This is a genomic window from Gordonia jacobaea, assembly GCF_965344965.1.
Taxonomy (GTDB): Bacteria; Actinomycetota; Actinomycetes; order Mycobacteriales; family Mycobacteriaceae; genus Gordonia; species Gordonia jacobaea.
In genome coordinates, this window is record NZ_CBDRLS010000005.1 from 164,033 (window position 1) to 187,719 (window position 23,687).

Annotated in this window: 19 protein-coding genes and 1 tRNA gene; 6 read left to right on the forward strand and 14 right to left on the reverse strand. The window is 64.2% G+C overall.

Translation table 11 applies throughout. From position 1 onward, the window contains the following. Positions 1–95: 95 nt before the first annotated feature. The 7 genes from ACRVY7_RS17635 to ACRVY7_RS17665 form a co-directional block, all read right to left on the reverse strand. Positions 96–1,475 (reverse strand): ammonium transporter, encoded by a 1,380-nt coding sequence (locus ACRVY7_RS17635; protein ID WP_431818008.1) that lies wholly within the window; start codon positions 1,473–1,475, stop codon positions 96–98. A gap of 120 nt (positions 1,476–1,595) precedes the next feature. Next, positions 1,596–2,642, reverse strand: coding sequence for a heme-dependent oxidative N-demethylase family protein (locus tag ACRVY7_RS17640; RefSeq protein WP_431818009.1), 1,047 nt, complete (start codon positions 2,640–2,642; stop codon positions 1,596–1,598). A 232-nt stretch (positions 2,643–2,874) separates the two neighbouring features. Further along, the gene (locus tag ACRVY7_RS17645) at positions 2,875–3,873 is read right to left on the reverse strand and encodes a PDR/VanB family oxidoreductase (RefSeq protein WP_431818010.1); all 999 of its coding nucleotides are present in this window, start codon (positions 3,871–3,873) and stop codon (positions 2,875–2,877) included. After that, positions 3,870–5,441 (reverse strand): heme-dependent oxidative N-demethylase subunit alpha family protein, encoded by a 1,572-nt coding sequence (locus ACRVY7_RS17650; RefSeq protein WP_431818011.1) that lies wholly within the window; start codon positions 5,439–5,441, stop codon positions 3,870–3,872. Before ACRVY7_RS17650 ends, ACRVY7_RS17645 begins: the two co-directional genes overlap by 4 nt. 23 nt (positions 5,442–5,464) lie before the next feature. Beyond that, positions 5,465–6,466, reverse strand: coding sequence for a PDR/VanB family oxidoreductase (locus ACRVY7_RS17655; protein ID WP_431818012.1), 1,002 nt, complete (start codon positions 6,464–6,466; stop codon positions 5,465–5,467). Next, on the reverse strand, positions 6,463–7,047 hold the full coding sequence (locus tag ACRVY7_RS17660; protein ID WP_431818013.1) for a dimethylamine monooxygenase subunit DmmA family protein: 585 nt from the start codon (positions 7,045–7,047) through the stop codon (positions 6,463–6,465). The genes ACRVY7_RS17655 and ACRVY7_RS17660 overlap by 4 nt, the downstream gene beginning before the upstream one ends. 5 nt (positions 7,048–7,052) lie before the next feature. Next, positions 7,053–7,436 carry a cupin domain-containing protein gene (locus ACRVY7_RS17665; RefSeq protein WP_049699153.1) on the reverse strand — a complete coding sequence of 128 codons (384 nt, stop codon included), beginning with the start codon at positions 7,434–7,436 and terminating at the stop codon, positions 7,053–7,055. A gap of 284 nt (positions 7,437–7,720) precedes the next feature. Here ACRVY7_RS17665 and ACRVY7_RS17670 point away from each other — a divergent pair, with 284 nt between their 5' ends. Then, positions 7,721–8,644, forward strand: coding sequence for a phosphatase PAP2 family protein (locus ACRVY7_RS17670; protein ID WP_431818014.1), 924 nt, complete (start codon positions 7,721–7,723; stop codon positions 8,642–8,644). Between the two features lie 126 nt (positions 8,645–8,770). Here the strand turns inward: ACRVY7_RS17670 and ACRVY7_RS17675 are convergent, their stop codons facing one another. The 4 genes from ACRVY7_RS17675 to ACRVY7_RS17690 all read right to left on the reverse strand — a co-directional run bounded on the left by ACRVY7_RS17675 (position 8,771) and on the right by ACRVY7_RS17690 (position 14,895). Continuing rightward, positions 8,771–10,066 carry a PucR family transcriptional regulator gene (locus tag ACRVY7_RS17675; RefSeq protein ID WP_431818015.1) on the reverse strand — a complete coding sequence of 432 codons (1,296 nt, stop codon included), beginning with the start codon at positions 10,064–10,066 and terminating at the stop codon, positions 8,771–8,773. Beyond that, entirely contained in the window at positions 10,063–11,484 is a 1,422-nt protein-coding gene (locus ACRVY7_RS17680) for a phytoene desaturase family protein (protein ID WP_431818016.1), read from the reverse strand. The genes ACRVY7_RS17675 and ACRVY7_RS17680 overlap by 4 nt, the downstream gene beginning before the upstream one ends. Positions 11,485–11,487: 3 nt before the next feature. Next, entirely contained in the window at positions 11,488–13,323 is a 1,836-nt protein-coding gene (locus ACRVY7_RS17685; RefSeq protein ID WP_431818017.1) for a DUF3556 domain-containing protein, read from the reverse strand. Positions 13,324–13,425: 102 nt separating this feature from the next. Further along, positions 13,426–14,895, reverse strand: coding sequence for a class I adenylate-forming enzyme family protein (locus ACRVY7_RS17690; protein ID WP_431818018.1), 1,470 nt, complete (start codon positions 14,893–14,895; stop codon positions 13,426–13,428). Positions 14,896–15,077: 182 nt separating this feature from the next. Between ACRVY7_RS17690 and ACRVY7_RS17695 the strand changes: the two genes are divergently transcribed. The 3 genes from ACRVY7_RS17695 to ACRVY7_RS17705 all read left to right on the forward strand — a co-directional run bounded on the left by ACRVY7_RS17695 (position 15,078) and on the right by ACRVY7_RS17705 (position 18,354). Then, a complete protein-coding gene (locus ACRVY7_RS17695; RefSeq protein ID WP_431818019.1) occupies positions 15,078–15,995 on the forward strand; it encodes a DUF5995 family protein in 918 nt (305 codons plus the stop codon). 163 nt (positions 15,996–16,158) lie between these two features. After that, on the forward strand, positions 16,159–17,580 hold the full coding sequence (locus ACRVY7_RS17700; RefSeq protein WP_049699158.1) for an amino acid permease: 1,422 nt from the start codon (positions 16,159–16,161) through the stop codon (positions 17,578–17,580). A 105-nt stretch (positions 17,581–17,685) separates the two neighbouring features. After that, complete coding sequence (locus tag ACRVY7_RS17705; protein WP_431818020.1) at positions 17,686–18,354, forward strand: TetR/AcrR family transcriptional regulator; 669 nt, start codon at positions 17,686–17,688, stop codon at positions 18,352–18,354. A gap of 274 nt (positions 18,355–18,628) precedes the next feature. On the opposite strand, the gene ACRVY7_RS17710 is transcribed toward ACRVY7_RS17705, so the two are convergent. Both ACRVY7_RS17710 and ACRVY7_RS17715 read right to left on the reverse strand, forming a co-directional pair. Next, entirely contained in the window at positions 18,629–20,056 is a 1,428-nt protein-coding gene (locus ACRVY7_RS17710) for a hypothetical protein (protein WP_431818021.1), read from the reverse strand. A 132-nt stretch (positions 20,057–20,188) separates the two neighbouring features. Beyond that, positions 20,189–20,803: a phosphatase domain-containing protein gene (locus tag ACRVY7_RS17715; protein WP_431818022.1), complete on the reverse strand. Its 615-nt coding sequence runs from the start codon at positions 20,801–20,803 to the stop codon at positions 20,189–20,191. Between the two features lie 491 nt (positions 20,804–21,294). On the opposite strand from ACRVY7_RS17715, the gene ACRVY7_RS17720 reads away from it, so the two are divergent. Then, positions 21,295–21,699 (forward strand): hypothetical protein, encoded by a 405-nt coding sequence (locus tag ACRVY7_RS17720; RefSeq protein ID WP_431818023.1) that lies wholly within the window; start codon positions 21,295–21,297, stop codon positions 21,697–21,699. An 85-nt stretch (positions 21,700–21,784) separates the two neighbouring features. Here the strand turns inward: ACRVY7_RS17720 and ACRVY7_RS17725 are convergent. Next, positions 21,785–21,867, reverse strand: a tRNA-Leu gene (locus ACRVY7_RS17725). 380 nt (positions 21,868–22,247) lie between these two features. On the opposite strand from ACRVY7_RS17725, the gene ACRVY7_RS17730 reads away from it, so the two are divergent. Continuing rightward, the gene (locus ACRVY7_RS17730; protein ID WP_431818024.1) at positions 22,248–23,507 is read left to right on the forward strand and encodes an FHA domain-containing protein; all 1,260 of its coding nucleotides are present in this window, start codon (positions 22,248–22,250) and stop codon (positions 23,505–23,507) included. The last annotated feature ends 180 nt before the right edge of the window (positions 23,508–23,687 follow it).

The window sequence follows — 23,687 nt, forward strand, 5'->3', positions numbered from 1 at the left end:
GCCCGGTCGGCGGGCGTGGGCCGGTCTGGATGCGGAACGCCCGTGAGTTGGCGGGTCGTTCCGCACTCACGGGCGTTCTCACGGTCGAGGATTGCTCAGGACGACGTTGCTGTCGTGGCTCCCGCCGGTTGGGTAGTTGTGGCAGTGGGTAGTTCGTGCTCGAGGTTCTCGGCAGCCCGCTCGGGATGAAGACCGGAGAAACCACCCGGCGCGTGTCCGACGCCTGCCGCGGGGATCTCGTAGGCGGTCTCGGCGTGGATGGTGGAATCCAGGCCGAGGGTCTCGGTCTCGGCGTCGACGCGCAGGCCAATCGTCTTGTCGATGGCCTTCGCGATGAGCCAGGTCATCACGAACGAGAACGTGCAGGTGATCACGATGCCCGCGAGTTCGCGCCAGAGGAGACCGAAGTCGCCGCCGAACAGGATGCCCGTCAGACCTGCGGGTGCGGCGGACGCCGCGAAGAGCACGATGCAGAACGTTCCGACAATGCCGCCGATGCCGTGGACGATGAAGGCGTCGAGGCTGTCGTCGACCTTGAAGCGCGACTTGATGCTCATCAGGAATGCGACGACGCCGGCCGCGAGCAGTCCCACGCAGAGTGCACCAATCGAATTGACCGCATTCGCCGACGGAGTGATGCCGACGAGGCCGACGATCGCGCCGGTGATGACACCCAACGACGTCACGTGGCCTTCACGAATCTTCTCGATGATGGCGAAGCCGATCATGCCGGCGCTACCGGCCAGCAGCGTGTTGAGGATGACGAACTGGGTCAAGAAGGTCGCGCCCAAGGCGCAGCTGCCGTTGAAACCGAACCAGCCGAACCACAGGATGCCGCCACCGAGGAGAACCATCGGCACGTTGTGCGGGCGCTCCATGCGCTTGCGGCGCGCACCGAGCACAAATGCCAGCGCAAGAGCTGCGACACCCGCATTCATGTGCACCGCGGTGCCGCCCGCGAAATCGTGGATGCCGATCTTGTTCAGCAGGAAGCCGCCCTTGGCGTCGTCGGTGTCTGCGCTGAATACCCAGTGGGCGACCGGGAAGTAGACGAGCGTCAACCAGATGGGCACGAAGACCAGCCAGGCCGAGAACTTCATACGACCGGCCGCACCACTGGCCACGATCGCCACGGTGATCGCCGCGAACAGGATGAACCACGCTGCGTAATAAAGGACTTGGGTTCCCCCGGAGCCGTCATCGGTCTGGAATTTCAGGAGCCCGATGTAGTCGGCTGGATTGCCGATCAGCCCCCATCCGTTGACCGAAGGGCCCGAAACCAGTCCATACCCGTACACGACGTAGAGCGCGCTGGTGATGCCGAGGGTGATCAGCACCATCGTCATCATGTTGAGCACATTGCGCGACCCGAGCATGCCTCCGTAATAGAAGGCGAGCCCGGGAAACATGAGCAGAACGAACACGAATGCGGCAAGCATCCACGACAGATCCGCGTGGGCGGCAAGTTGTTCCATGGAAGGTCCTCGGGTTGGGTGATCTCGACAAGCTCGATCAGCGAAGGGTTGGGTCGAAGAGCGGTGGTGGGTCGAACAGCGGTGGGTGGGTCGATCAGCGGTGGTGGGTCGATCAGCGGGTTAGGCGGGTTGGCGGAGATATGCGACGACGTCGTCGCGGTAGTCGAGGAAGCCCTTGTACGCGGCGATGCGCTCATCGAGGGTCTCGATGACGGTGGCCAGCTGGGCCGACCACTCGGGGATACGTCGCACCTCGTCGAGCGACGCCATGAACGTACGAATGTTGAACGTGACGGCTCCCGACATCGGGAGTCGAATGAAGTGCTCGAGCTCGATGCGCAAGCGGGCCGAACCGAAGTTCTTGTCCCGTACCATAGCCGGGATATCGCGCCCCCACTCGGGAAGCTCTTCGAGGCTGACGTCGAGCTTGTGCGAGTCCGACGCCGAGAGGGTCCAATTCACGCGTCGGTAGACCTGATCGGCGGGCAGCCTCCGCAGGAACTGCTCGGCTCGGGCGACGATGCCATCGCGGATCAAACCTGGTACAGGCGAATGTATTTCGTACATATCCATGCCGACGTCGAACGACACTGACCAGGCTGCGGCGAAGGTCACCACACCGGCGTCGAAGTACAGGCGGCCGTCGCGTTCGACGACGAGCAGAAGATCGTCGGGGACCTCACGCGCTAGGAAGTCCATCGGTCCGTTGGGCAGCGTCTCGCGGTCGCCCAGGGTGAACTCGGCGTCGGTGCCGAGAAGGTCGTTGCGCCAATGGAATCGGCCGGAGCCCAGTTCATCGAGGTGCATGAATTGCGGGTAGGCGAGCGCGAGGTCGCGTAGGTAGTACAGCAGCAGATCCCAGCACGCGATCTCCATGCCGGGTCGGATACGCACGCGGGAGGGATCAGCGTCGAGTATTCGCCGGCGCTCGGCCATGATCGAGGCGTACTCGGCTCCACCCAGGTCGACGAGGTTGCGGCCCCACTCCCCTCCGCGTGTTCGACGCGGGGTACGGGCCGGCTCGACGTTGACGGAGTAGTTGAACTCCTCGAGTTCGTCGGGGAACGGCCACGGGATGTTCGACAGGTGGTCGACGGGTTGCGCGAGAAAGTCGGCCGCCGCGCCGGTCGGCGCGTGGGCTGGCGACTGGTCTGCGGTGAGTGTCATGCGGTCACCTCGAAATCGGTTGGGCGGGTTGGGCTGGTGATCTCGACAAGCTCGATCAGCGGTAGGGGGACTCGATCAGCGGTGGGGTGGTGATCTCGACAAGCTCGATCAGCGGTGGGCGGCTCGATCAGCGGGATGGGGCTCGGTCGGTGGGTGGGGTGATCTCGACGAGCTCGATCAGCGGTGGTCGGCTCGATCAGCGGTAGGGCGGTCGATCAGCGGTGGGGCTTGGTCAGCCAGGCGATGTGGGGGCGACGTCGAGGACCAAGTCGCCTGCGCCGCGTGAGACGCAGCAGAGCATTGCGTCGCCGGTTGCCTTCTCGTCGTCGGAGAGTACGTAGTCGCGGTGCGTTATCTGACCGCCGCGCACGGGGATTCGACATTCGCCGCAGACCCCCTGTCGGCACATGTTGCTGACGTCGACACCGTTGTCGAGGAGTCGTTCGAGCAGGGAGACGCCGGGCGGCACGTCGATCGCAGTGCCGTCGGCCAGGCTCACCGAGAAGGGGTCGCCGGGGTCTTGCTCGGGTGCGGTGAATCTCTCGAGATGGACTCGTGCCGCCGGCCAGCCTGCCGAGGAAGCCAGCCGCGTGTAGGTGTCGAGCAACGGTGCGGGTCCGCAAGCGTAGGCGTGAGTGCCAAGTGGTTGGGCAGCAAGACGTTCGGCGAGGACTGCGACTGTCTCTTCGACACTGGTCGCCTCGTAGAGGGTGACGTCGGGGTGGTCGGCGAGCGCCCGCAGGTCGTCGAGATGTGCGCCCTGCCCCGGCCGGTAGGAGTACACAACCTCCACAGGCAGACCCTCTCGTGCTGCAGCACGTGCGTGTGAGAGGATCGGCGTGATGCCGATGCCACCGGCGACGAGCAGCGCACGATGCTGGTCGAGGACGGGCGCGAACATCGGTCGCGGACCTTCGATTTCGATCAGTTCACCCTCGACGAGGTTGGTGTGCAGCCACTGCGATCCTCCCCCGGTGTCCTTGCGCAACACGGAGATCCCGTACGAGTCGGGATACATTCCGTCGTCGACGAGCGAGTAGGCGTTACGTGTCGCACCCGCTTGCACAATGAGGTGGCTGCCGGGTTGGTACGGGGTCAGTGTGCCGTCGATAGGCACGAACCGGAAGTGCGTGATGGCGTCGGTGAGAGGTCGGACCTCGACCACTCGCATCGTGCGGGTTCCGGTCTGATAGCCGTCGTGTAGGTGTGCGGGTGCCGGGGTGATCGTCATGACAATGCCTCCAGGTCCCTGGCGTCGACGGCCGAGGCAAGGAAGCTGCCTCGAGAAGCCGAATGGTGCTCATGGATCTCCAGACGTCGTGCGCAACCCGGACATTCGACGACGCCGCCCGGTGCTCCGACCCCACGGAATGTGTCCCGGCAATGCGCGCAGTACACCGGAAGATCAGTGGTGTCGGTGACGAACGCCGAGAGTTCGTCGGCGATCGCACCTGACTCGCGTGCGAGTGCAAGCGCGGTGAGAACGTCGTACTGGCCACCGGTCACGAGAATCCTTGCGCCCGTGTGCGTTGCGGCCAGGGCGTCGACCAATGTGGTTCGGTCGTCGTCGTGTGTCAGCGAATCGAGCACGAGCAGGCGCGTCGGGCCGATGCTCTCGGCGGTGCGCACCCAGGCGCGTGCGGTGTGCGCGGTCTCGTCGCCCGCGCCCGCCGCGACGATCAGAAATTCCGATCCGTCGGCGTCGACCTCTGGCGGTCGCGACGGCCAGTCGGGTAGTCCGTGAGGGGGTTCGGGCGCGGTGCCCTGTGTGCTGCCGAGTTCTGATGTGGAAGCGACGTTGTCGTCGGCGGAGGCCTGCGGTACTGCGTGCGCTCGTAACCACTCCGACGCTCGTGTGCGGTACTTGATGATGCCCTTGTAGTCGGCCATGTCGTCGGGAAGCTCCGCGAAGACCTCCGCGGCGCGAGCCCGCCACGGTTCGACGGTTGCCAATGCCTCCAGCGGCAACAGGTAGGTGCGGATCACGAACATGATCGCGCCGGAGTCGGGAAGGCGAATGAGGTGTTGGACCTCGACGCGCAGGTGCACGAGACGTCCGAACTCGGCGTCGTCGACATGTTGGATCATTTCCCGATCCGGGCCCCACTCGGGGTAGCGCTCCGTGGAGACGTCGAGGCGACGGCCGATGGTCATCGTCCAATTGGTACGGCGGTACGGTTCGTGCGGTTGCAGGCGCTTGAGGAACTCGTGTGCACGCGTGATGACACCCATCTTGCGAACCCGCGGGACCGGGCCATGAATCTCGAGGAAGCTCATCCCGACGTCGAACCCGAAACTCCAGTCGGCGGCGAAGGTGATGACACCCGCATCGACGAAGAGCTGGTCATCACGCTGGTCGAGAAGGGCGATGTCTTCTTGTACCTGAGTCGAGAGGTAATGCAGCGGGTCGTCGCCGAGGCTTGCCTCGTCGCCGTAGCGGAAGGTGCGTTCGTCGGCGAGAAGGTCGTTGCACCAACGCCATTGGTCGTCTCCGAGGGAGGTCAGGTGCATGGTGCCGGGGTAAGCGTGTGCGAGTTCACGCAGCATGGTCATGAGCGCGTCCCAGGCGGCAGGTCGCATGTGCGGTAGGACCGCTCGTCGCGTCGGGTCGGCGTCGAGGACCGCAGCGCGTTCGGCGAGTTCGCTGCGGTACTCGGAGTCGATCACGGCTACCGAATCTCCCCACTGGCCGGCTGGTGTGATCACCTGTTGGTTCGCGGGTTCGACATTCGTGCTGTACCGATAAATGTCGTCGACAAAGGGAAATGGGAAGGCCGAGACCAGGTCTGGGGTCGTCATCTGTCGTCGGACCGGGGCCGTTGTCACAGCGGTACCTCCAGGGTGCATCCGTCGCCTGCGCGCGAGACGCAGGGCATGATCGCGGTGCGCGACTTCTTTTCGTCGTCGGTGAGGAACAGGTCGCGATGGATGGGTTCGTCTCCGCCGCACAGGTCGATACGGCATTCGCCGCACACGCCCTGTCGGCAGAGGTTCGGGACGGCGATGTCGTTTGCCTCGAGGGCCTCGAGAAGGCTCGTCCCCGACGGAACGTCGAGAGTTCGGTCGCTGCGAGTGAGCCTGACCCGGAAGGGATCTCCCGCATCCAGCGCATCGATACCGAAGCGCTCGGAATGCAGCCGCGACGACGGCCACCCCGCCGCGGTAGCGGAGTCGAGGACGTGATCGATGAAACCGGCGGGACCGCAGACGTACAGGTGCGTCCCAACCGGTTGTTCTTCGAGTGTCGCTGCGAGCCTCGTCGAGAACTCGGCGCGTGTTGTGAAGAGTTCCGCTCCCGATCCGGCAAGACGGGAAACATCGTCGACATGGGCGGCATAGCCGGGGCGAAATGCGTAGAGTACCTGCACGTTCCGCTGCCACCTCGCTGCCGCGCGAAGGTGCGACACGATAGGTGTCACCCCGATACCGCCTGCGACGAGGAGGTGCTTTGCGGCGCGGGCCGCGGGCGCGAACGCGCTTCGGGGAGGCCTGACTTCGAGTTGATCACCCTCGGCGAGTTCGTCGTGCAGCCACCGCGAACCGCCGTTGCCCTCTTCGACGCGGAGCACCGAGATTGTGTACTCGGTGGGATTCGCACCGTCGGACACGAGGCTGTAGGCGTTGGAATGTGTCCCCGCCGCGACGACGAGGTGACTCCCGGGAACAAATCCGGGCAGTGCTGAGCCGTCCGGGTGCGCCAGCGTGATCGTTCGTATCCCGTTGGCGCTGTTGATGATCGACGTCACCGTCAACATCAGCGTGGTCGGGCGTGTCACTGTCTGTGGCGTCGCGGGCGCGGCGTCGGCATCCGCAAGTGCTGTCATCGCGGGACTCCTGGGGATTCGGCGGTCTCGGCGTCGACCATGAAGCCGAGGAAGGCGCCGGTGCGTCGTGAAACGTGGTAGTAGACGAGGAGGTCGCGGTCACAGCCGTCGCACGAGATCACGTCGTCGATGGCCGCGATGGTGCGAGTTGTGGTGCGACAGTGCGAGCAGAAGATGTCGACTGGGCCAGAACCGACGGGGACAACGCTGATCTCGTCGTCCTCGAGTCCAGCGTCGATCGCGGTGGCGCGCAACCGCAGGCACGTGCCTGTGGGTCCCGCTATCACGACGCGGACACCAACAGTGCTGTCGCGCAGTGTTTCTCGGAGCTGGCCTGCGAGGGTGTCAGCTTGATCACCGAGGAGCACGGAACGTCGGATTTCAGGAGACAGCACCTGTGCCCATGCGCGCACCAGGTCGATGGCCGACGGCGCGCCGGCCATGGGCTGCGCAGCAGGATCGCCCACACCGATGAGCACGTACTCCCGGCCGGTGGTGTCGGGAAGGTCGGTGCTCGGCGGCGCGGCCTCATCCTGCGTGCGCGCCCAGGCCGGAACGCTCGAATATGCGAGCTGCGACATCGGATCTACAGGAGCGTCGAATCGCGGTGGCCCGCGTAGAACGCGAGCGCGTAGTCGGGAGTGCTGAAGTAGATCTTGGAGCCCTTGGGGAAGAAGATGGCGTCCTTTGCCTTCGCAACAGTCTTCTGTCCGGTCTCTTTGTTCTCGAGGAGAAACTCGCCTTCGAGGACGACCTTCATCTCGTCGTACTCGTACTCGTAGTAGAGAGGCGAGTCGGTGTGGCGCAGTTCGAAGTAGCCGCTGCACATCTCGCTACCGTCCGGGTTTTCGTAGACATCGCCGATGAAGCCCTCGGTGCCGGGGTACTCGGCGTCGGGCATCTTGGGGAGGTTCTCCCAGGCACCCGGGGTGACGCGGAATTCGAGTGCGCTCGTGCTGTCGATCGACATTGTTTCTCCTATCCTGGTGGGAAAGATCGGTTCACTCCGTTTTGCCGGTTTAATCGACTATTCGGAGTGATTCATGTGAGTGGACTTCGTTCCCTTATATGAGACAACCCGTGTGTTTCGGCCGAGTGACGGCGACGTTGACTTGTGTGACACTTTGTCTACTGATATGAAACTGCGGTCGATCGCGACCGTTCTGTCATTCACAGGCACGAATTGATCAACACCCGCGACTCGCCATGCCCGCATCCCAGATTTCTCCCAGGTTCTGCCGATACGGTGACCCGGTGAGTTCTCTGTCCGCAGCGCACCAGACACGTGGCCGCCGACCCATCGGGTATGTGGTCAGTGCTGTGTTGGCAGCGCTGCTGGCTTTCGCCGCAGCAGGTGGCATCTTTGTGTTCGCGGTGCGGACATCGGCGGGACAGGTCATCGATCAGCGGCTACTGGAATACGGACGTGAACTACCGGCAGCGACGCAGGTGCCCTACTGGCTGTCGATGAGCGTCGTCTCGAATCCGTTGACCTGGGTCATCGGTGCGGCGATCGTCGTTTCGCTCGTGGTTGTCGGCGCGGTGTTGCCGTCTGAGCGCGGCCACCGGGGCGTCGGATCACGGATCGCGACGACCGCCACGCTTCTGCTGTTTCCGCCGGTCACCATTGTCCTCATCCGTGCCCTCCGTGACGGCACGTACCGCCCGCATTTCCACGACTGGATCGAGGAGACCAACAACTCTGCGCCCAGTGGGCACGCTGCCGCGATCGCGGCGCTGGTCGTCGCGGTGACGCTGGCCGCTCCCCCGCTGCTGCGTCCGTGGGTTGCCGCGCTTGGCGGGACCTGGGCGGCGATCATCGACTTCGGTCTGGTTGCCGCGGGTTGGCACCGCCCGAGCGATGTCGCGATCTCGACCCTGCTCATCGTCGGCGCGGCCGTGCTGTTGCCCGACCCGCATCGCGGATCCACCACGGCCATCCCCCGGGTCGTCGGGTTTGCCGTCTGCCTACTGACTGTCGTGGCGGCGTCGATCACCGTCGCCGTGTACTACCCACGAATCGAGCAGGTCGTCATCGCCGCGCTCGTCGCGGGCGTCGTCGGCGTGTGTCTCGGCATTCTGGTCGCGTTCAAGTCCGGCGACCGCGCCGGGGTCGCGGGGCGGCGCGTCGACGATCCGTGGACCCAGCAGCGCCGCGACCACCACCTCGTCGGCTGACGCTCGACGCACAGTCGACGGGATCTTGCGCCCACTCGGCAGTCTGCAGCGCCCAGCCGGCAGTCTGCAGCGCCCAGTCGACGGGATTTAGCGCACGGTCGACGAGATAGAGCGCCCGGTCGACGGTCAGTCCTGGGCTAGTACCTCGGTGCCGAGGAACTCGCACACGGTCAGGGCCAGGGCCAGGTCGAGGCGGTCGGTGGTGCGGGTGTCGCGCATGGCCTTGTCGACGCGGTACTTGACGGTGTTGCGGTGCAGGTTGAGCTTCTCGGCGGTGTGTAGGTGGCTCTCGCCGGTGGCGTAGTAGACCGACAGGGTCTCGCGGAGTGCGGCAGCGTTCGGTGAGTCCTCGGCCAGTGACCCCAGGACCTCGTGAACCCATGCGCGGGTGAACTCGAGGTCGCGGGCCAACCGCGACACCACGGCCACTCCTCGGTCGCCGAAACCGACGACGTCGGCGACCAGGCTTCCGGGCATCGTCGCGAGGCCCCATGCCGCGAGTGCTTGCTCGTGGGAGCGTCGAAATCCGGCGATGCCGGAGGCGTTGAGTCCCAACGCGACGCGCACACCGGCCGGGAGGGTCACCCGCTGCGCGACGTCGGACGTCTCGACGACGCGGTCGCTGCGCCCCAGCGGCAGCCAGATCCAGGCGGTGCTGCGGTCGATCGCGGTGATGAGCGGTGGTCCCTCGGCGAACAGCCTCGTGGCCATCATCCGCGCGGCCCGGTCGAGCACGGCGAGATCTCTCGAGCCCTCGTCGGCCGACCACATGATGACCGCGACGTGATGCTGGTCGAGGGAATACCCGGACTCGCGCTCGAACGAGTCGGTGTCGACGTCGGGCGTGCGAAGGATCTCGTGGATACGCGAAGACAGGACGTTGCCCTCGGCGCCGATCCAGCGTCGACGTTCGTCCTCGTAGGCCTGGAACACGTAGAGGGTGATCCACTCGATGTACTGCGAGACGACGTCGGAGATTCGACGCATCACCACGAGGCTCTCGTGCTTGGAGAGATCGAGCTCGTCGACGTAGCCGAAGATGATGCGCAGCATCTCGTTCTGCCCCATGTGGTACGCACGTACCAATGAGTTCGACGGTACGTCACGCTGAGCAAGGCGCAGCGCGTACTCGACCGCGGCTGTCGTCGGTTGGAGATGCTCGACGGGGATATCGTTGCTCAGCACATGCAGGATCGTCGAGACGTTGCCGTGCACACTGGCTTCGAGCATCTCGACCAGGGCGGGATCGACGTCGAGCTGGTCGATATCGCGCGTCATCAACGACGTGAGATAGCGAACGATCTCGGACTCGTTCTCGCGCAACCGCTTACCCACCTGCGCAACTGCCGCCCGCACCTCGGGTGTGGCGGACGGCGGCAATTGCGAATCATGCAGGGGCAGGCCCGGTATCGAGGTACTCACCGCTTGCGACCCAGCCTCTTCAGTGCCGACGTGGCGGCGTTGACACCGCACAGCCCGTGCACACCGGCGCCGGGCGGCGTCGACTGTGAGCACAGGTACACGCCGTCGACGCCGAGCCAGTACGGGTCGACAGCTGTGCGCGGTCGCATCAGCATCTGTAGCCCGTCGTTGGCTCCGCCGATGATGTCGCCCGAGGCGAAATTGGCGTTGTAGTCGTGCAATTGGCGGGTTCCTGTGCTGCGCGTGGCGAGGATCCGATCGCGGAAGCCCGGTGCGAAACGCTCGATCTGCTGCGTGACGAGGTCGGTGGCGTCGCCTTCGTAACCCTTGGGCACGTGGGCGTAGGCGTACACGGGATTGACATTGCCGGCGCTCCGGGTGGGGTCGGCAACGTACTGCTGACCCAGCAGCACAAAGGGATTCGGCACCATGACACCGCCGGCGCGACTGGCTTCGGTGGAGGCCACCTCGTCGAAAGTGCCGCCGAGGTGCACGGTTCCGGCACGACCGCAGTCCGGGTTGGTCCACGGAATGTCGCCGTCGATCGCATAGTCGACCTTGAACGCCGACGATCCGACGCGGTACCGCCGATACGACCGCGCGATCCGCGACGGCATCTCGTCGCCGTAGATGGCGAGAGCCTGCTCGGGTGAGAGGTCGAGGAGCACGAGATCGGCGTCGGGGATGTCGGTGCGGGCGCTGACCCGGACACCGGTCTCGATCTTGACGCCGTACGAGCGCAACGCCGATACCGCGGCGTCGATGATCGCTCCCGAACCCCCTTCTGCCACAGGCCATCCGTAGCGATGCCCGCTCGCGGCGATCATCATGCCGAGAGACGCGGTCATCGGACGGTCGAGGCGGTTGAACGCGTGCGCAGCGATACCACCGAACAGCCCGCGTGCCCGCGGTGTGCGGAACACGCGTGCGATGGCGGACGCGGGCAGTAGCGCACGCGGCCCGAATGCTGCCAGCCGCAGGGGATGTCGAGGGATGTTGATGATCGGGCGGAGCAGGTCGGCGGACAGGTCGTCGAATCCGCTTGCCACATCACCGAAGAGCAGGCGCCAGCGTCGACCATCCTCGCCGAGCGCCGCGGCCGTCTCGTCGATCGACTGGTAGAGCAGGCCTGCGTCTCCGGAGTCCAGCGGGTGGGCGCAATCGATCTCGGGCCACCGCCACACGAGTCCGTACTGCTCGAGTCCGACGTCTCGCCAGAACGGTGAACCGACGGCGAGCGGATGAAATGCCGAGCAGTGGTCGTGGATGACGCCGGGCAGCGTCAGCTCTCCCGACCGCGCGCCACCTCCGACGGTGTCGGCGGCTTCGAGCACGGTGACGTCGACGTCGTTGCGAGCAAGGTGCAGGGCGGCGGCGAGCCCGTTGGGCCCGCCGCCGACTATGACCGCTGAGGTCACTGGCTACACCTGCTCCTGCGCGCCTGCGCCGCGCATCTTGGGTTCGGTCATCACCTCAGGATCAGTCAACGCGCGGGCCGCGTCAACGTCGAGCGTCCATTCGACGTTGATCGGGATCGGCCCGTTGGGCAGCCACGGCTGCTCGGCGATGGCATCGGTGACCCGATACGTACCCCGCTCGATGACACCGAGCGCGGCGTCGATCACCTGGTACTCCTGGGTGCCCTTGTGGATGGGCTGCGACTCGATCCACACGACGAGGAACTCCCCCGGAGCGAAGTTGCAGCGTCGCTGCAGGGCGGCGATCATCTTCGCGTTGTGCAGGTGGCCGTCACCGAAGTTGAACGCCACCAACGAGTTACACGCGAACTCGCCTTCACGCAGGGTGTATGTGTTGATGTCGTCGCCGAGGTGGCGGCTCATCAGCGAGTACAGCGCACGGCCCTGGCTGTGCATCGACCTCCAGGCGAGCATCTGATGCATCACCACATCGGCGACCTCGGGCGGGTACGACGCCATCAGCTGGGTGCGGGTGTTGGGTGACGAGCGGACGATGTGCTGTTCCAGCTTCTCCTCCGCACCGGGTGCGAATGCCCAGGTGGCCGACGCCCAGTTGCCTGCGTACTGCCGCATCGACGGGAGGAACGACACGAGATCCGGACGCAGGTTACCGAGCACCGGGAAGAAGCAGAGCGCGATGGCGATGAGAACCATTGCCCACGGCATCGTCGTATCGGTGAGTGCGAAGCCGTCCCATGCCGGGTAACCCCAGAACAGGAAGATCGCTGCATAGGCGAACAGGAGGTTCCATTCGAGCGGGACCGCGAGGGGGAACGTCGAGAAGATGAACAGGTGGAAGCCCACCATCAACACCACCGCGGCGAGTGTGAGCCACTTGTTCGTGGAGAACAGCAGGACCAGTGGCGTGGCCACCTCGACGATGGTGCCGAGCACGTGGCCGATACCGCCTGCAACCTTCGACGGTCGGAGGTCGTTGGGGAAGTCGCGGTAGTTCGCGCGCTTGAGGGCCTTGATCGTCAGCCACGGCGTATTCGACATCATCGGCGGGATGACCATCGAGAAGTGGTGTCCCAGTTTGGAGACACCCGCGCCGACCCACACCGTGACGATCAGCAGCTTGAGCGCGAGGATCATGTCGACGAAGGGCAGGAAGCCGAAGAAGATCAGGGCCGGGAGGTACTGCTCACCGCGCGCCGCGATGAAGATGACCTTGTCGCGCAGGCCGATGATGACCAGCAGTGCGATCACGGGGTAGATCAGAACCGGATTGACCAGGCCGTGGGAGGTGGGCGCCACGTCGTTGAGCCAGCTCGACTGCACACCCGGAAGCACCAGTGCGACAACGGTGGCGACCAGGAGCAGTGCGTAGATCGCGACGTCGAACACGGTGCGCGAATCGCCCTTGGTCAGCGGCACCTTGCCGGGCCACGGTGGGAGCCGGATCGTCTGTGGGCGCAGCCAGAACAGCAACCCGCCGGTCATCGGCTTGAAGTGGCCGGCGAGCGGTCCCCAGGAGCCGCCGAGTCCGAGCACCTCGATCAGCAGGGTCCAGAGGATGGCCTTCTGGTAGATGATCGGCTCGTTCCACCACTGCGACACGTGCAGCACGTTCAGGCCGGAGGTGAAGGTCGCGATGCTCAGACCGATGGCCAAGTAGAGCACCAGGATCTTCACCAGGTAGATCACCTGGAGCATCTTGGGTGTACCGAAGCCGTACTCGGCCCAGTGCGTGCTGAGCACGCGCATCCGGTCGAAGAATGGTTTGTCGAGGAAGGTTTCCGGGTCAACCGGTGGGAAGTCGGGTTGTACGAGACCCATGGTGTTCTCCTTATCTGAAGGTTCTCGGGCAGGCGCTATCGACCGAGGACGCGGTCGGGCGCTCGGAACGTGTTGTGCGGATTGGGTTTACGTTGGCTGGGTTTACGTTGGCTGGGGTTCGCGGACTTGACGTCGTAGTCCTGGTTTGTCGATCTTGCCCACCGGGTTGCGGGGAAGCTGATCGACGACGTTGATCTCGTTGGGGCGCTTGGCCTTTGTGAGGATCGAGGCGACGTGGTCGGTCAGTTCGGCTTCGCGGACCGGCTGGTCCGGGTAGGCGACCACGAAGGCGACCGGTACCTCGCCGTAGATGGGGTCGGGTGCTCCGACCACCGCGCACTCGAGAACCGCTGGATGCGTAGCGAGTGCGTTCTCGATCTCCTTGGGGTACAGGTTCTCTCCGCCCCGGATGATCATGTCCTTGATGCGGTCGACCAGGGTGAGGTATCCGTCGGCGTCGAGGGTTCCGACGTCGCCGGTGTGCAGCCAGCCGTCGACGACAGTGCTGGCGGTGGCGTCCGGGCGGTTGAGATAGCCGCGCATGACGTTGGGGCCGGAGATGAGTACCTCGCCGGGTTCGCCGGTGGGTACGTCGTTGCCGTCGGGGCTGACGATGCGGATGGTCTGGCCGGGCAGCGCAGGTCCGACGGTTCCGGTCTTCCGTTGTCCATCAAGGGGATTGCACGCCGAGGCGCAGGTGCCCTCGGTGAGTCCGTAGCCCTGCAGGATCGGGACGCCGAACGTCGACTCGACGTGCTCGAGCAGTTCCTTCGAGATCGGGGCGGCGCCACAGATCGCAAATCGCAACGAGGCGAAGGCTTCTGCGCTGACGTCGGGGTGGGAAACGAGTAGCGCGTAGATCGTCGGCACTGCCGAGAAGTAGGTCGGCGCCAGCGAGTGCAGGTCGGTGAAGAAGCGCGACGGCGAGAACTTCCCGGTGATGCTGAGTTGGCCGCCGGCCAGAATCGGCGCGAGGAAGCTGACGCAGATCGCGTTGACATGGAAGAGGGGCAGCACCAGCAGCGCGTGGTCGGCCGAGGTCAACGACATCAGGTCTTTCATCGTCGACGCCATGTAGTACAGGTTGTCGTGGGCCAGACGCACACCCTTGGGGCGGCCGGTCGATCCCGAGGTGTAGATGAGCAGGGCGTCGTCGGACATCGCCGGAGACTCCGGAGGTGTCCACGACGAGCCGGAGGTGGCGAGGTCGTCGACGTGGAGAATGCTGCGCTCCGACGTGTCGGACAGGGCGTCGTCGTCGACGAGCACGAGGCGGGAACCCGAGTCGTCGAGCTGATACTGCGCCTCACTCGCGGTGAACGCCGGGTTGACCGGTGTCGCGATGGCGCCGAGGCGCCAGGCGGCGGCGATCGCGATGAGAAGTTCGACCCGGTTGGGCAGGAACGTCGCGACGACGTCGCCGCGTCGGACTCCGAGTGCGTCGAACTGCTCGGCTGCGGCGTCGACTCTGGCGGCAAAGCTCGCGTAGTCGAGTTCGGTGTGGTCGTCGCGGACGCATGGTGCGGCTGCACGATGGGCCAGCTCCCAGGGAAAATACGACGGTGCGCTCACGATGAATAGGTCCTCTACTAGGTGGATGTGAGCCAGAACACTAATAGCAGTCCGCGTGACCGAGAACGGCCCCGCGCACCAGACTTTCGTCGGACTGTTGTGCTCTGAGCACAGAACCACCGTTGGCTTGCATATTCATCGCAAGCGCTGCCGTCGAGCGACGCCGACCGTAGCATCGGATGATGAGCGCACCCAGGTTCACGCTGGTGAGGATGATCGTTGCGCTCGCGGTCGCCGGTGGCGCGGTGACCGGAACGGGCGCAGCGGTGGCTACGCCGACGGTTGGTGCTGATGTTTCACGGGCGTGCGGTAGCCCACTGTCGGCGAGCGAGGTGCGGCGGATCGTCGAACTGTCGGACACCGCGGACGCGTCACCCGGGACGACGGCGCTTCCGGTCCTGGAACGTCAGGTCGGTCGGCTGTGGCAGATCACCGACATCCTCACCGCGCACCGTGACCGGCGAGGGTTGTTCGCCCTCGGATTGGCGGCGGTCGAGCGCGACGCGGTGATGCCGCTCCAGCGGCAGCCGTCGACGTTCCGCAACCCGCCTTGGGCGCCCGTGATCAGCCTGCGACTGCTCAACCGCTTCCTCGACGCGACGCACGCCGAGTTCTCGGGTGGCACGGTGCCGCCACATTGGCAGCGGTACTTCGGATTGGCGCGCACCTGCGGCATCTCCGGTGAACGCGTCGCGCTCAGCGGATACAACGCTCACATCACCGTGGACCTTGCGTATGCCACCGCAGATGCGCGCACAACGGCCGACGACGCGTCGGACTACTTCCGTCTCGTCGATGCCATTGCCGCACATGGTGATTCGATCGTCCGTGAGACAGACCGTGCGTATCACGTCGACCTAGGACCGACGTTCCGCTTCTACTTCTTCGGTGAGGGACTCGACCGGCTGGTCGGAGCCGGAAAGGCGACTGGGCCGATGCTGCGCGCGGCCGACGTCGGCTACAACGTGCTGACGTTCGGCAACGGGTTGGCGCTGCAGGATCGTCGGACTCACGACGCCGCCGTCGTCGATATCGACGCACTGTGGAATACCGGCGACGCCGCACTCGCCGCATTCGAAACATGGGGTGCACTACGGTGATTCGGACATTCGCGACGTTGGCGCATTCTTCTGTGGAGTCGCGGGGCCTTCCGTAGGGTTAAGCGTCGGTAACTGACATGCCCGCACACATCGGGCCGTACCGCCACAAGCAGCACCCGCACCACATCGGGTCAATACCGTTTCGAAGGGACGTCATATAGCGATGGCAACCACCGAGTCACACAGCTCCACCGAGGAAGCGCCCACCTCGCTGGGGTCGAATCTGAAGCCCCGGCACATCACCATGATCTCGATCGCCGGCGTCATCGGCGCAGGTCTGTTCGTCGGATCTGCGAACGCCATCGAGAAGGCCGGTCCTGCCGTCCTGATCTCCTATGCGTTGGCGGGCACCCTGGTGGTGCTGGTGATGCGGATGCTCGGTGAGATGGCGACGGCAAATCCCGACACCGGTTCGTTCTCGGTGTACGCCGACCGCGCGCTCGGCCGCTGGGCGGGTTTCTCCGTCGGCTGGCTCTACTGGTGGTTCTGGGTGCTCGTCATACCCGTCGAAGCGACGGCCGCAGCCGCGATCCTCACCGACCTGGTCGGTGGTCAACAGTGGATCTGGGCGCTTGCCGTGACACTGCTGCTGACCATCACGAACCTCGCGAGCGTCGGCAACTACGGAGAGTTCGAGTTCTGGTTCGCGCTGATCAAGGTCGTCGCGATCGTGGCGTTCATTCTCGTTGGCGTCGCGGCGATCTTCGGGTGGATTCCGAGCTCAGAAGTCAGCGGTGTCAGTCATCTGTGGCAGCCGGATGGGTTCATGCCCAACGGGTTCGGCGCGGTGATCGCGGGCATGCTCATCACGATGTTCTCGTTCATGGGCACCGAGATCGTGACGATCGCCGCCGCAGAATCTCCGAACCCCGAACGCGGCATCACCAAGGCGGTCAACTCGGTGATCTGGCGGATCTCGCTGTTCTACATCGGGTCGATCTTCGTCGTCGTCGCGCTGATGCCCTACAACAAGCTCGAGAACGGTTCGTACCAGTCGGTGTTGGAGGCCATCGGGATTCCGGGGTCGAAGATCATCATGGACATCGTCATCCTGACGGCCGTTGCGTCGTGTTTGAACTCGGCGCTGTACACGGCGTCGCGCATGATGTTCTCGCTGGGAACCAGGCACGACGCCCCGCAGGTGGTGCGCAGCCTGACGCCGAAGGGAGTGCCGTGGGTAGCGGTGTTGATGTCGATGGTCGTCGGATTCCTGGCAGTGGTCGGCAATTATGTGTTGCCGGACAAGATCTTTGCGTGGTTGCTCGCCACGAGCGGTGCGATCGCGCTGTTTGTCTATCTGACGATCGCCGCGAGCCAGTGGCGGCTGGGACGCGTGCTGCGCGCGGAGGGTCACCGGCCGCCGGTGCGGATGTGGCTCTTCCCGTACCTGACCGGTGTGGTGATGCTGTTCATTCTGGCCGTACTGATCCTGATGGTCTTCGACAACGATCAACGGCAGGCGATCATCTTCTCCGCAATCTCTGCGATGATCATCGTCTCGGCAGGATTCATCGTGCAGCGACGCAGCCGCTACCACTCCGACGACGAGGGTCCTCAGACGCGGTACCGAGAAGAGGTCTCGTGACGTCGACGTGCCGGTTGGGTGGCGCATCGACGCCCCCGACGTACTCGAGTGAATCTCCACTTCTCGATACCGCTGGTACTGGCAGCCGTGATTGATAATGTCCCGATGAGCGCGGAATCGTCAAGCTCCACTTCCACAGGCGCCGGAGCCGACGTCGAGCCCCAACCCAAGCGCAGGCCGAGCCGCGCGAACGTCCAGGCCGACATCAGGGCGGCTGCGCGCGAGGTCTTCCTCGAACGGGGATACGCCAACGCGTCGTTGGAGATGATCGCGGGACGTGCCGGCTACTCCAAGGGTGCGGTGTACTCGAACTTCGCCAGCAAGGGCGCGTTGTTCATGGACCTGACGTCGTCGGTGTTCACCGAGCGGGCTACGGCCTTCACCGCGCCGGCGCTGGTGCCGACGTCGGAGAGCGCCGACCCCGAGACGGACATGCGCTTCCTGGCGCTGATGATCCTCAAGCAGATCCGGGACACGTACCGGACCAATGTGGTGTTCGCGGAGTTCCGGTCGGAGGTTGATCGGGACCCGCAGCTCCTCAAGGACTACACCGCCGCGCGGGCGCAGCTCGCCGAATCGCTCGCGGGGAACATCGAAGAGGTCGTGGCGGCTCGACACCTGCGACTGCGGGTGCCTCCGCTCGACGCCGCCGTGCTCGTTCTCGCGCTGATTAACGGGCTCTCGCTCGAGTACGTCGGGCGCGAGGGCGAGCACGTACTGTCCGTCGACACCATGACCGGCGTCCTGCTGTCGTTGGTGACGCGGGCGGAGTAGGTCGGCCGAATCGGCTGCTTACCTTGACCTGACCCGGCGGCCTCGGGGTGCTGCGATCGCCATTGAGGATTGATCCTTCACGCCCTGGCGTAGCTATCTGCCGCAGGCCTCCTTCGCGATTCTCCGGTCCTCGGATGTACACCGCAGACCACGACATCTGCGCGTCTGCTAGTCAGTGGCAGACGCTACTCGAGAAGCAGTTCGGCTTGCTGCATCAGATCCGCGTCCTCGAGATCCGCGACGAGAATGGAATCGCGGCGGCCAGCCGCTCGTCCTACGCGCCCTTCAGCGCTTCGAATTCGTCGAATAGTGCCTGATCGAACTCTTCGTGACCACGCGCGAAGCTCTTCAGCACTGCACCGGAGTCTCTGATCCTGTCGGCGAAGAACACCTCTGGGCTATGGCAGTGGGAGCAGTACCGGTACACGATGAACGGGCTGAGATCCATGAACTCGTTGCCGAAATGGACGTAGAAATTCTCTGTCGCGACAGGGGTTGTCGACGTCAATCGATGGACCTCAAAGTCTGGGTGATCGCCCATTGCTGCCCCGTAGTCGACCACGAAGTGCGTTTGTCGCGGAACATACGCCGCATTGCGAATGAGGAGCCAGCGATGTTGGCCCAGGAAGCTGATCTTGCGCACCATTTCGTCGATTGCTGGCTTCAGCGTTGCCGCGCGGGCCAGCGCTTCACCTTTGGTAGTCGGCCGTGCCCCGTGTGCCCAGCGATTTCGCTCGGTCACGATCTCCCGCAGGATCTCCACCAGGTCCCGTGTCTTCTTTGATCGGGAGACACCGGTCACGAAGTTTGGGATCGCATTCTCGTTGTCCCGCATCGCATTCGAGGCCGCGCTGATTAGTTCGTGCCAAGCTCCCTGGCTGATGCCTCCATGCATCCGATCGAGGAAAACCACCATCGCCGGATTGCTCGGCTGGTGCGCACGCAACCACGCCGCAGACAGCGCACCCACGCATACCGAGACGGTCTCACCCAACTCGAGCAAGAGCTCATAGGACTGAAACGGATCGCCATTTATCTGGTAGGCACGCACAGTTCGCGCGATTGGGTAGGGCAGGCGTGTTCGCGCGTTGTCCAGGACGACGTCATCGCTCGTGTTCCGCGTGATGTCAGTGATCTCAACAGGCTGCTGCGGTGGCGCCCCTTCGCCGGGGGTCTGGACCGGAGCCGCGACGGGGACTTGCCTCTCAGTTGATGCGGTGGGCACGACCGTCGGCGGCGTTGCCGGCGCTGGTTCTGTTGGCCAAGCCGGTGGCTGTTGGTATTCGCTTGCGTTCGGTATCGGTTGTGGAAGGGGTACCGGCTGATCCCAGAATGCGCGTGGTGACTGGTTCGTCATGGGTGGCGGCCACGTTGCCGCGGGGTAAAGCGGCGGCAGATACGAGCTCTGGGCTACAGACCGTCGTTTTTCCGCTTCTCTTGCACGCTTTTCGATGACGCTTCGAACAAGCCTGCGGACCAGTGCGATCGGGTAGACGAAGATGAATCCGACGAGAGGACCGCCGATAACGATGTCAATCCAGAGCGGTGTGGTGCTCGTCTTGGCGGTTTCAGGCGTGGGGAAGGCCAGCGCAACGCAGCACAGCACCGTCACCCCGACATGAAGCCAGAAGATCCAGTCCTTCAGCACCGGCTTGTCGTAGGCGCCGAGATAGCGATTCTTCCCGTCCTCGCGCTTGCTCACGTCATCGACCATACGGCCGGTCGCGGAACAGGACAATTGTCGTCAATGGGTCGTCCGTTTCCGATTCACAACAGGACGATCGCAGTGCGCCACGGACAAATCCCAGATGGGACAGAGACCTACCGATCAGAGTCAGAAGTTGCCTTCCGCCACCTGAAAGCACGTCAGACCAATTCGACGCCACATATCGACCACCTTGTCGCGGTCATCGATGACGCCGACAACGTCGAACCGACCCTCAATCTGGGTCCGATAGATCCCTTCCTTCACGACCTCGTCGGCCCTGCCGTCTCCGGACTGACGCATGTGAAGCGCGTCAAAGGGTACGTCCTGGGCGTGTAGCCACATCTCGGTCTGTAGGCGACTCGATTCATCTCGACCTGAGACAGCGATGATGGCAGATACCTCCGGGTGGTCCGCCAAAGCCTGGACCGCCATGATCACCGGTGGATTCGGCAGATCCTCGCCCACCCGATCCCACTGGTACGGGTTTCGACCTGCGTTCAGAGCCAATGTGCCGTCGAGGTCGACGATCCACGCTTTCGGAACCATCACCACCCCGCATCGTTTCATGACACAACTGCCATGGGTCCCAACCGCGCCTAGGACCCAGGTTGTCTTTAATCGCTCACTGATACTGAGCTTAAGCCTCGATCCACCGATCGGATTTGAGGTGTCGTGAAAGGTGTTGAGGGCGCTCGGATCGTCACGGAACCAAGGTCTGCGGTGGGCGATTGTGCGTGCCACTGCACCGACACTGACGAAAGGTGACCTGCCCTCCGGCGAGACGCCGTACGTGAAGGAATCTGGTCGTGGCGTCGACTGGGTCATCACCGATCGGGAGATCGGTCGCGCACTCGCGATCGTCGAGCACAAACCGCTCGGTGGGCCAGCGCATGGCACGTGGGCGTATCACCGGCTGGTCTTTAATACGACAGCGGTCATACGCGACGCCGGTTACCTCCAGGAATTGAACCGCCCACCTGAGCGTCCTCGACCGCCTGTTCAGCGGAGACGAGGTGGTCGGTCCGCTGCGTCACACAACACCGACGTCTGGGCATGCGACCTGACGACTGTAGGTGCCAATTCGAGTGCCCCACCTGCGTGACATCGGCACCCTCTGCCCCAAACCAGGCCCGGTCGACGTACGCGCGGGCGGGTGTAGGTCGTCGGACCGTTCTTGTCAGACCACCCGAGTACAACAACTGACAAATCTAACGGCAGCGACGAGGTGGGCGATGACCATATGGGCCGACTTAGCACCCTGGCTACTCGCGATGACTGGCGTGCTCACAGTGACCAAAGGTGTATCGAAGATTTTGGCGAAGTCTCGGCATCCTGATTTCGCTAAATGGTCGACTCGGGTCGAGGCGTCAGGAGAGATCTCGACCGGCCTTGTCGCCTTCCTTGTCTTCTGCCTGTGGGTGACCCAGTATGCAGACGACCCTCTGTGGGCCCTGCAAGTTGTTGCCACGTCGGTCGGCCTACTTCTGGTGGTCTTGTTCTTTGTCAGCATCAGCGATTCTCGCACCACGCCTGGCCCTGACTGCGAATCCGAATCCGAGATTGTTGATGTGGAGAACGAAACCACGATGGGGACAGAGCATCACGAGGCCCCAAAGACCCAGACCTCGTCGAAGTAGGCTCAACGCGCCGGACAAAAAGCAGAGGTCACAGTCTGGGAGAGACTGTGACCTCTGATGTGAATCTCTGTAGAACTGCTCACGGTGGGCGAAGGGGGACTTGAACCCCCACGTCCCGAAGGACACTGGCACCTGAAGCCAGCGCGTCTGCCATTCCGCCACTCGCCCGTGGCCGCCGAAATCGGCGGGCATGTCGTCGAACTGGGTAGCTCGACGACTGGAGAACGATAGCAACAATGCGGCGCCGATGTAAAACTCGGGCGGGCGGGTGGTCTCGACAGGCTCGACCAGCGGGGGTGGCGCTTGACCAGCGGGGGCGGGCTCGATTAGCGGCTCGGTGGTCTCGACAAGCTCGACCAGCGGGGCAAAGGCCCGACCGGCGAGGGCGGGCTCGAGCAGCGAGTGGTCTCGACAAGCTCGACCAGCGGGCGGCCATAGTTGAAGCTGCGGCGGTTGATCTGAGACGGTGTTAGCCGTAAGTATCGGTATCATCAATCAAGGTCACTTGCACGACGACACGCCACCAGGGCTGCGAAGGGAGGTCGACGATGGGAATCCTGCAACGATTCGAGCGCAAGCTCGAGGGGGCCGTCGACGACGGCTTTGCGCGCGTTTTTGGTGGTCAGGTTGCTCCGCAGGAGATCGAGAACGGCCTGCAGCGCGAGGCCGAGGAGTCGCTGGAGAGCCTCGGCGACGGCACGGTGCTGGCGGCGAACAGCTACTCGTTGTTGTTCAGCCCGACTGACCACCAGCACATCGCCACTGAGTACGAGTTGAACCGCAAGACGTTCTCCAAGCACCTGGAAAACTTCATCGCCGACAACGGATGGCAGACGTATGGAAAGGTCGTCGTAGAGTTCGACCAATCGCCGTCGTTGCACACCGGTATCTTCCGTGCCCGTGGTCGGGTCGATCCGGATGCGAGCCCGCGTCCGGTCGGGTCCGCTCCACGCGCGGGTAACGATGCTTCAGAACCACCGCGGGCCGCACGTGGTCGGCCCCCGGGGCCGCAAGCCCAGCCGCCGACTTCCGGTCCGCCCCCACAACCACACGCACCACAACAAGTAGGAGTCCCAGCCATGACGCAGAATCCCGGTTACGACCAGCGGCGAGGCGCAGAACCCGCTTACGACGACGCCCGGGGCTACGGCCAGGGCCAGCAGGAACACGGCCAGGAGTACGCCCAGCAGGGCTACGACTACCAGCAGGGCGGCTACGGACAGGGCTACGAGCAGGCTCCCGGCTACGGCCAGCAGGGCGGCTACTACCCGGCGCAGGGCCAGCAGCCCGGCTACGGATACGAGCAGGGCTACGAGCAGCAGGGTTACGGACAGCAGCCCGGCTACGACCAGGGCTACGCACAGCAGCCCGGCTACGGCCAGCAGGACTACGACTATGCCCAGGGCTACCCGCAGCAGGGTTACGACCAGGGCTACGGCCAGCAGGGATACGAGCAGGGCTACGCGCAGCAGCCCGGCTACGGATACGACCAGGGCTACGGACATCCCGGCGGCTACGCACCCGCCGCGATCACGCTGCTCCTCGAAGACGGCAGCAACCGCACATTCCAGTTGCGTGAGGGCTCCAACGTCATCGGTCGCGGCCAGGACGCGCAGTTCCGCCTCCCCGACACCGGCGTCTCGCGTCGCCACGTCGAGATCCGCTGGGACGGCAGCACCGCCATGCTCACCGACCTCAACTCCACCAATGGCACGACCGTCAACGACGTCCAGGTCAACAGCTGGGAGCTCGCCGACGGCGACCGCATCCGGATCGGCCATTCGGACATCACCGTCCGGTTCCAGTAAGACCGGCTGCACCTGCCAGTTAGCCGAATCGGCGCCCGTGGCATCGTCTGATGACGCCGGGCGTCGATACACAACTGTCACTTTCGAATGACGGTGATCGGGACTCTGGCCCATAAGATGCAGTCGGGATCCGTTGTCGCACGCGAAGCGTCGGCACACGGACGTACTTTGTAGTGACGG

What these genes read in the sequence shown, in the direction of transcription:
- ACRVY7_RS17705 (WP_431818020.1), top strand. Translation starts at nt 17,686, where the DNA reads ATGAGCGCGGAATCGTCAAGCTCCACTTCCACAGGCGCCGGAGCCGAC.
- ACRVY7_RS17700 (WP_049699158.1), top strand. Translation starts at nt 16,159, where the DNA reads ATGGCAACCACCGAGTCACACAGCTCCACCGAGGAAGCGCCCACCTCG.
- ACRVY7_RS17665 (WP_049699153.1), bottom strand. Translation starts at nt 7,436, where the DNA reads ATGTCGATCGACAGCACGAGCGCACTCGAATTCCGCGTCACCCCGGGT.
- ACRVY7_RS17635 (WP_431818008.1), bottom strand. Translation starts at nt 1,475, where the DNA reads ATGGAACAACTTGCCGCCCACGCGGATCTGTCGTGGATGCTTGCCGCA.
- ACRVY7_RS17720 (WP_431818023.1), top strand. Translation starts at nt 21,295, where the DNA reads ATGACCATATGGGCCGACTTAGCACCCTGGCTACTCGCGATGACTGGC.
- ACRVY7_RS17645 (WP_431818010.1), bottom strand. Translation starts at nt 3,873, where the DNA reads ATGACGATCACCCCGGCACCCGCACACCTACACGACGGCTATCAGACC.
- ACRVY7_RS17655 (WP_431818012.1), bottom strand. Translation starts at nt 6,466, where the DNA reads ATGACAGCACTTGCGGATGCCGACGCCGCGCCCGCGACGCCACAGACA.
- ACRVY7_RS17685 (WP_431818017.1), bottom strand. Translation starts at nt 13,323, where the DNA reads ATGGGTCTCGTACAACCCGACTTCCCACCGGTTGACCCGGAAACCTTC.
- ACRVY7_RS17695 (WP_431818019.1), top strand. Translation starts at nt 15,078, where the DNA reads ATGAGCGCACCCAGGTTCACGCTGGTGAGGATGATCGTTGCGCTCGCG.
- ACRVY7_RS17660 (WP_431818013.1), bottom strand. Translation starts at nt 7,047, where the DNA reads ATGTCGCAGCTCGCATATTCGAGCGTTCCGGCCTGGGCGCGCACGCAG.
- ACRVY7_RS17650 (WP_431818011.1), bottom strand. Translation starts at nt 5,441, where the DNA reads ATGACGACCCCAGACCTGGTCTCGGCCTTCCCATTTCCCTTTGTCGAC.
- ACRVY7_RS17640 (WP_431818009.1), bottom strand. Translation starts at nt 2,642, where the DNA reads ATGACACTCACCGCAGACCAGTCGCCAGCCCACGCGCCGACCGGCGCG.
- ACRVY7_RS17730 (WP_431818024.1), top strand. Translation starts at nt 22,248, where the DNA reads ATGGGAATCCTGCAACGATTCGAGCGCAAGCTCGAGGGGGCCGTCGAC.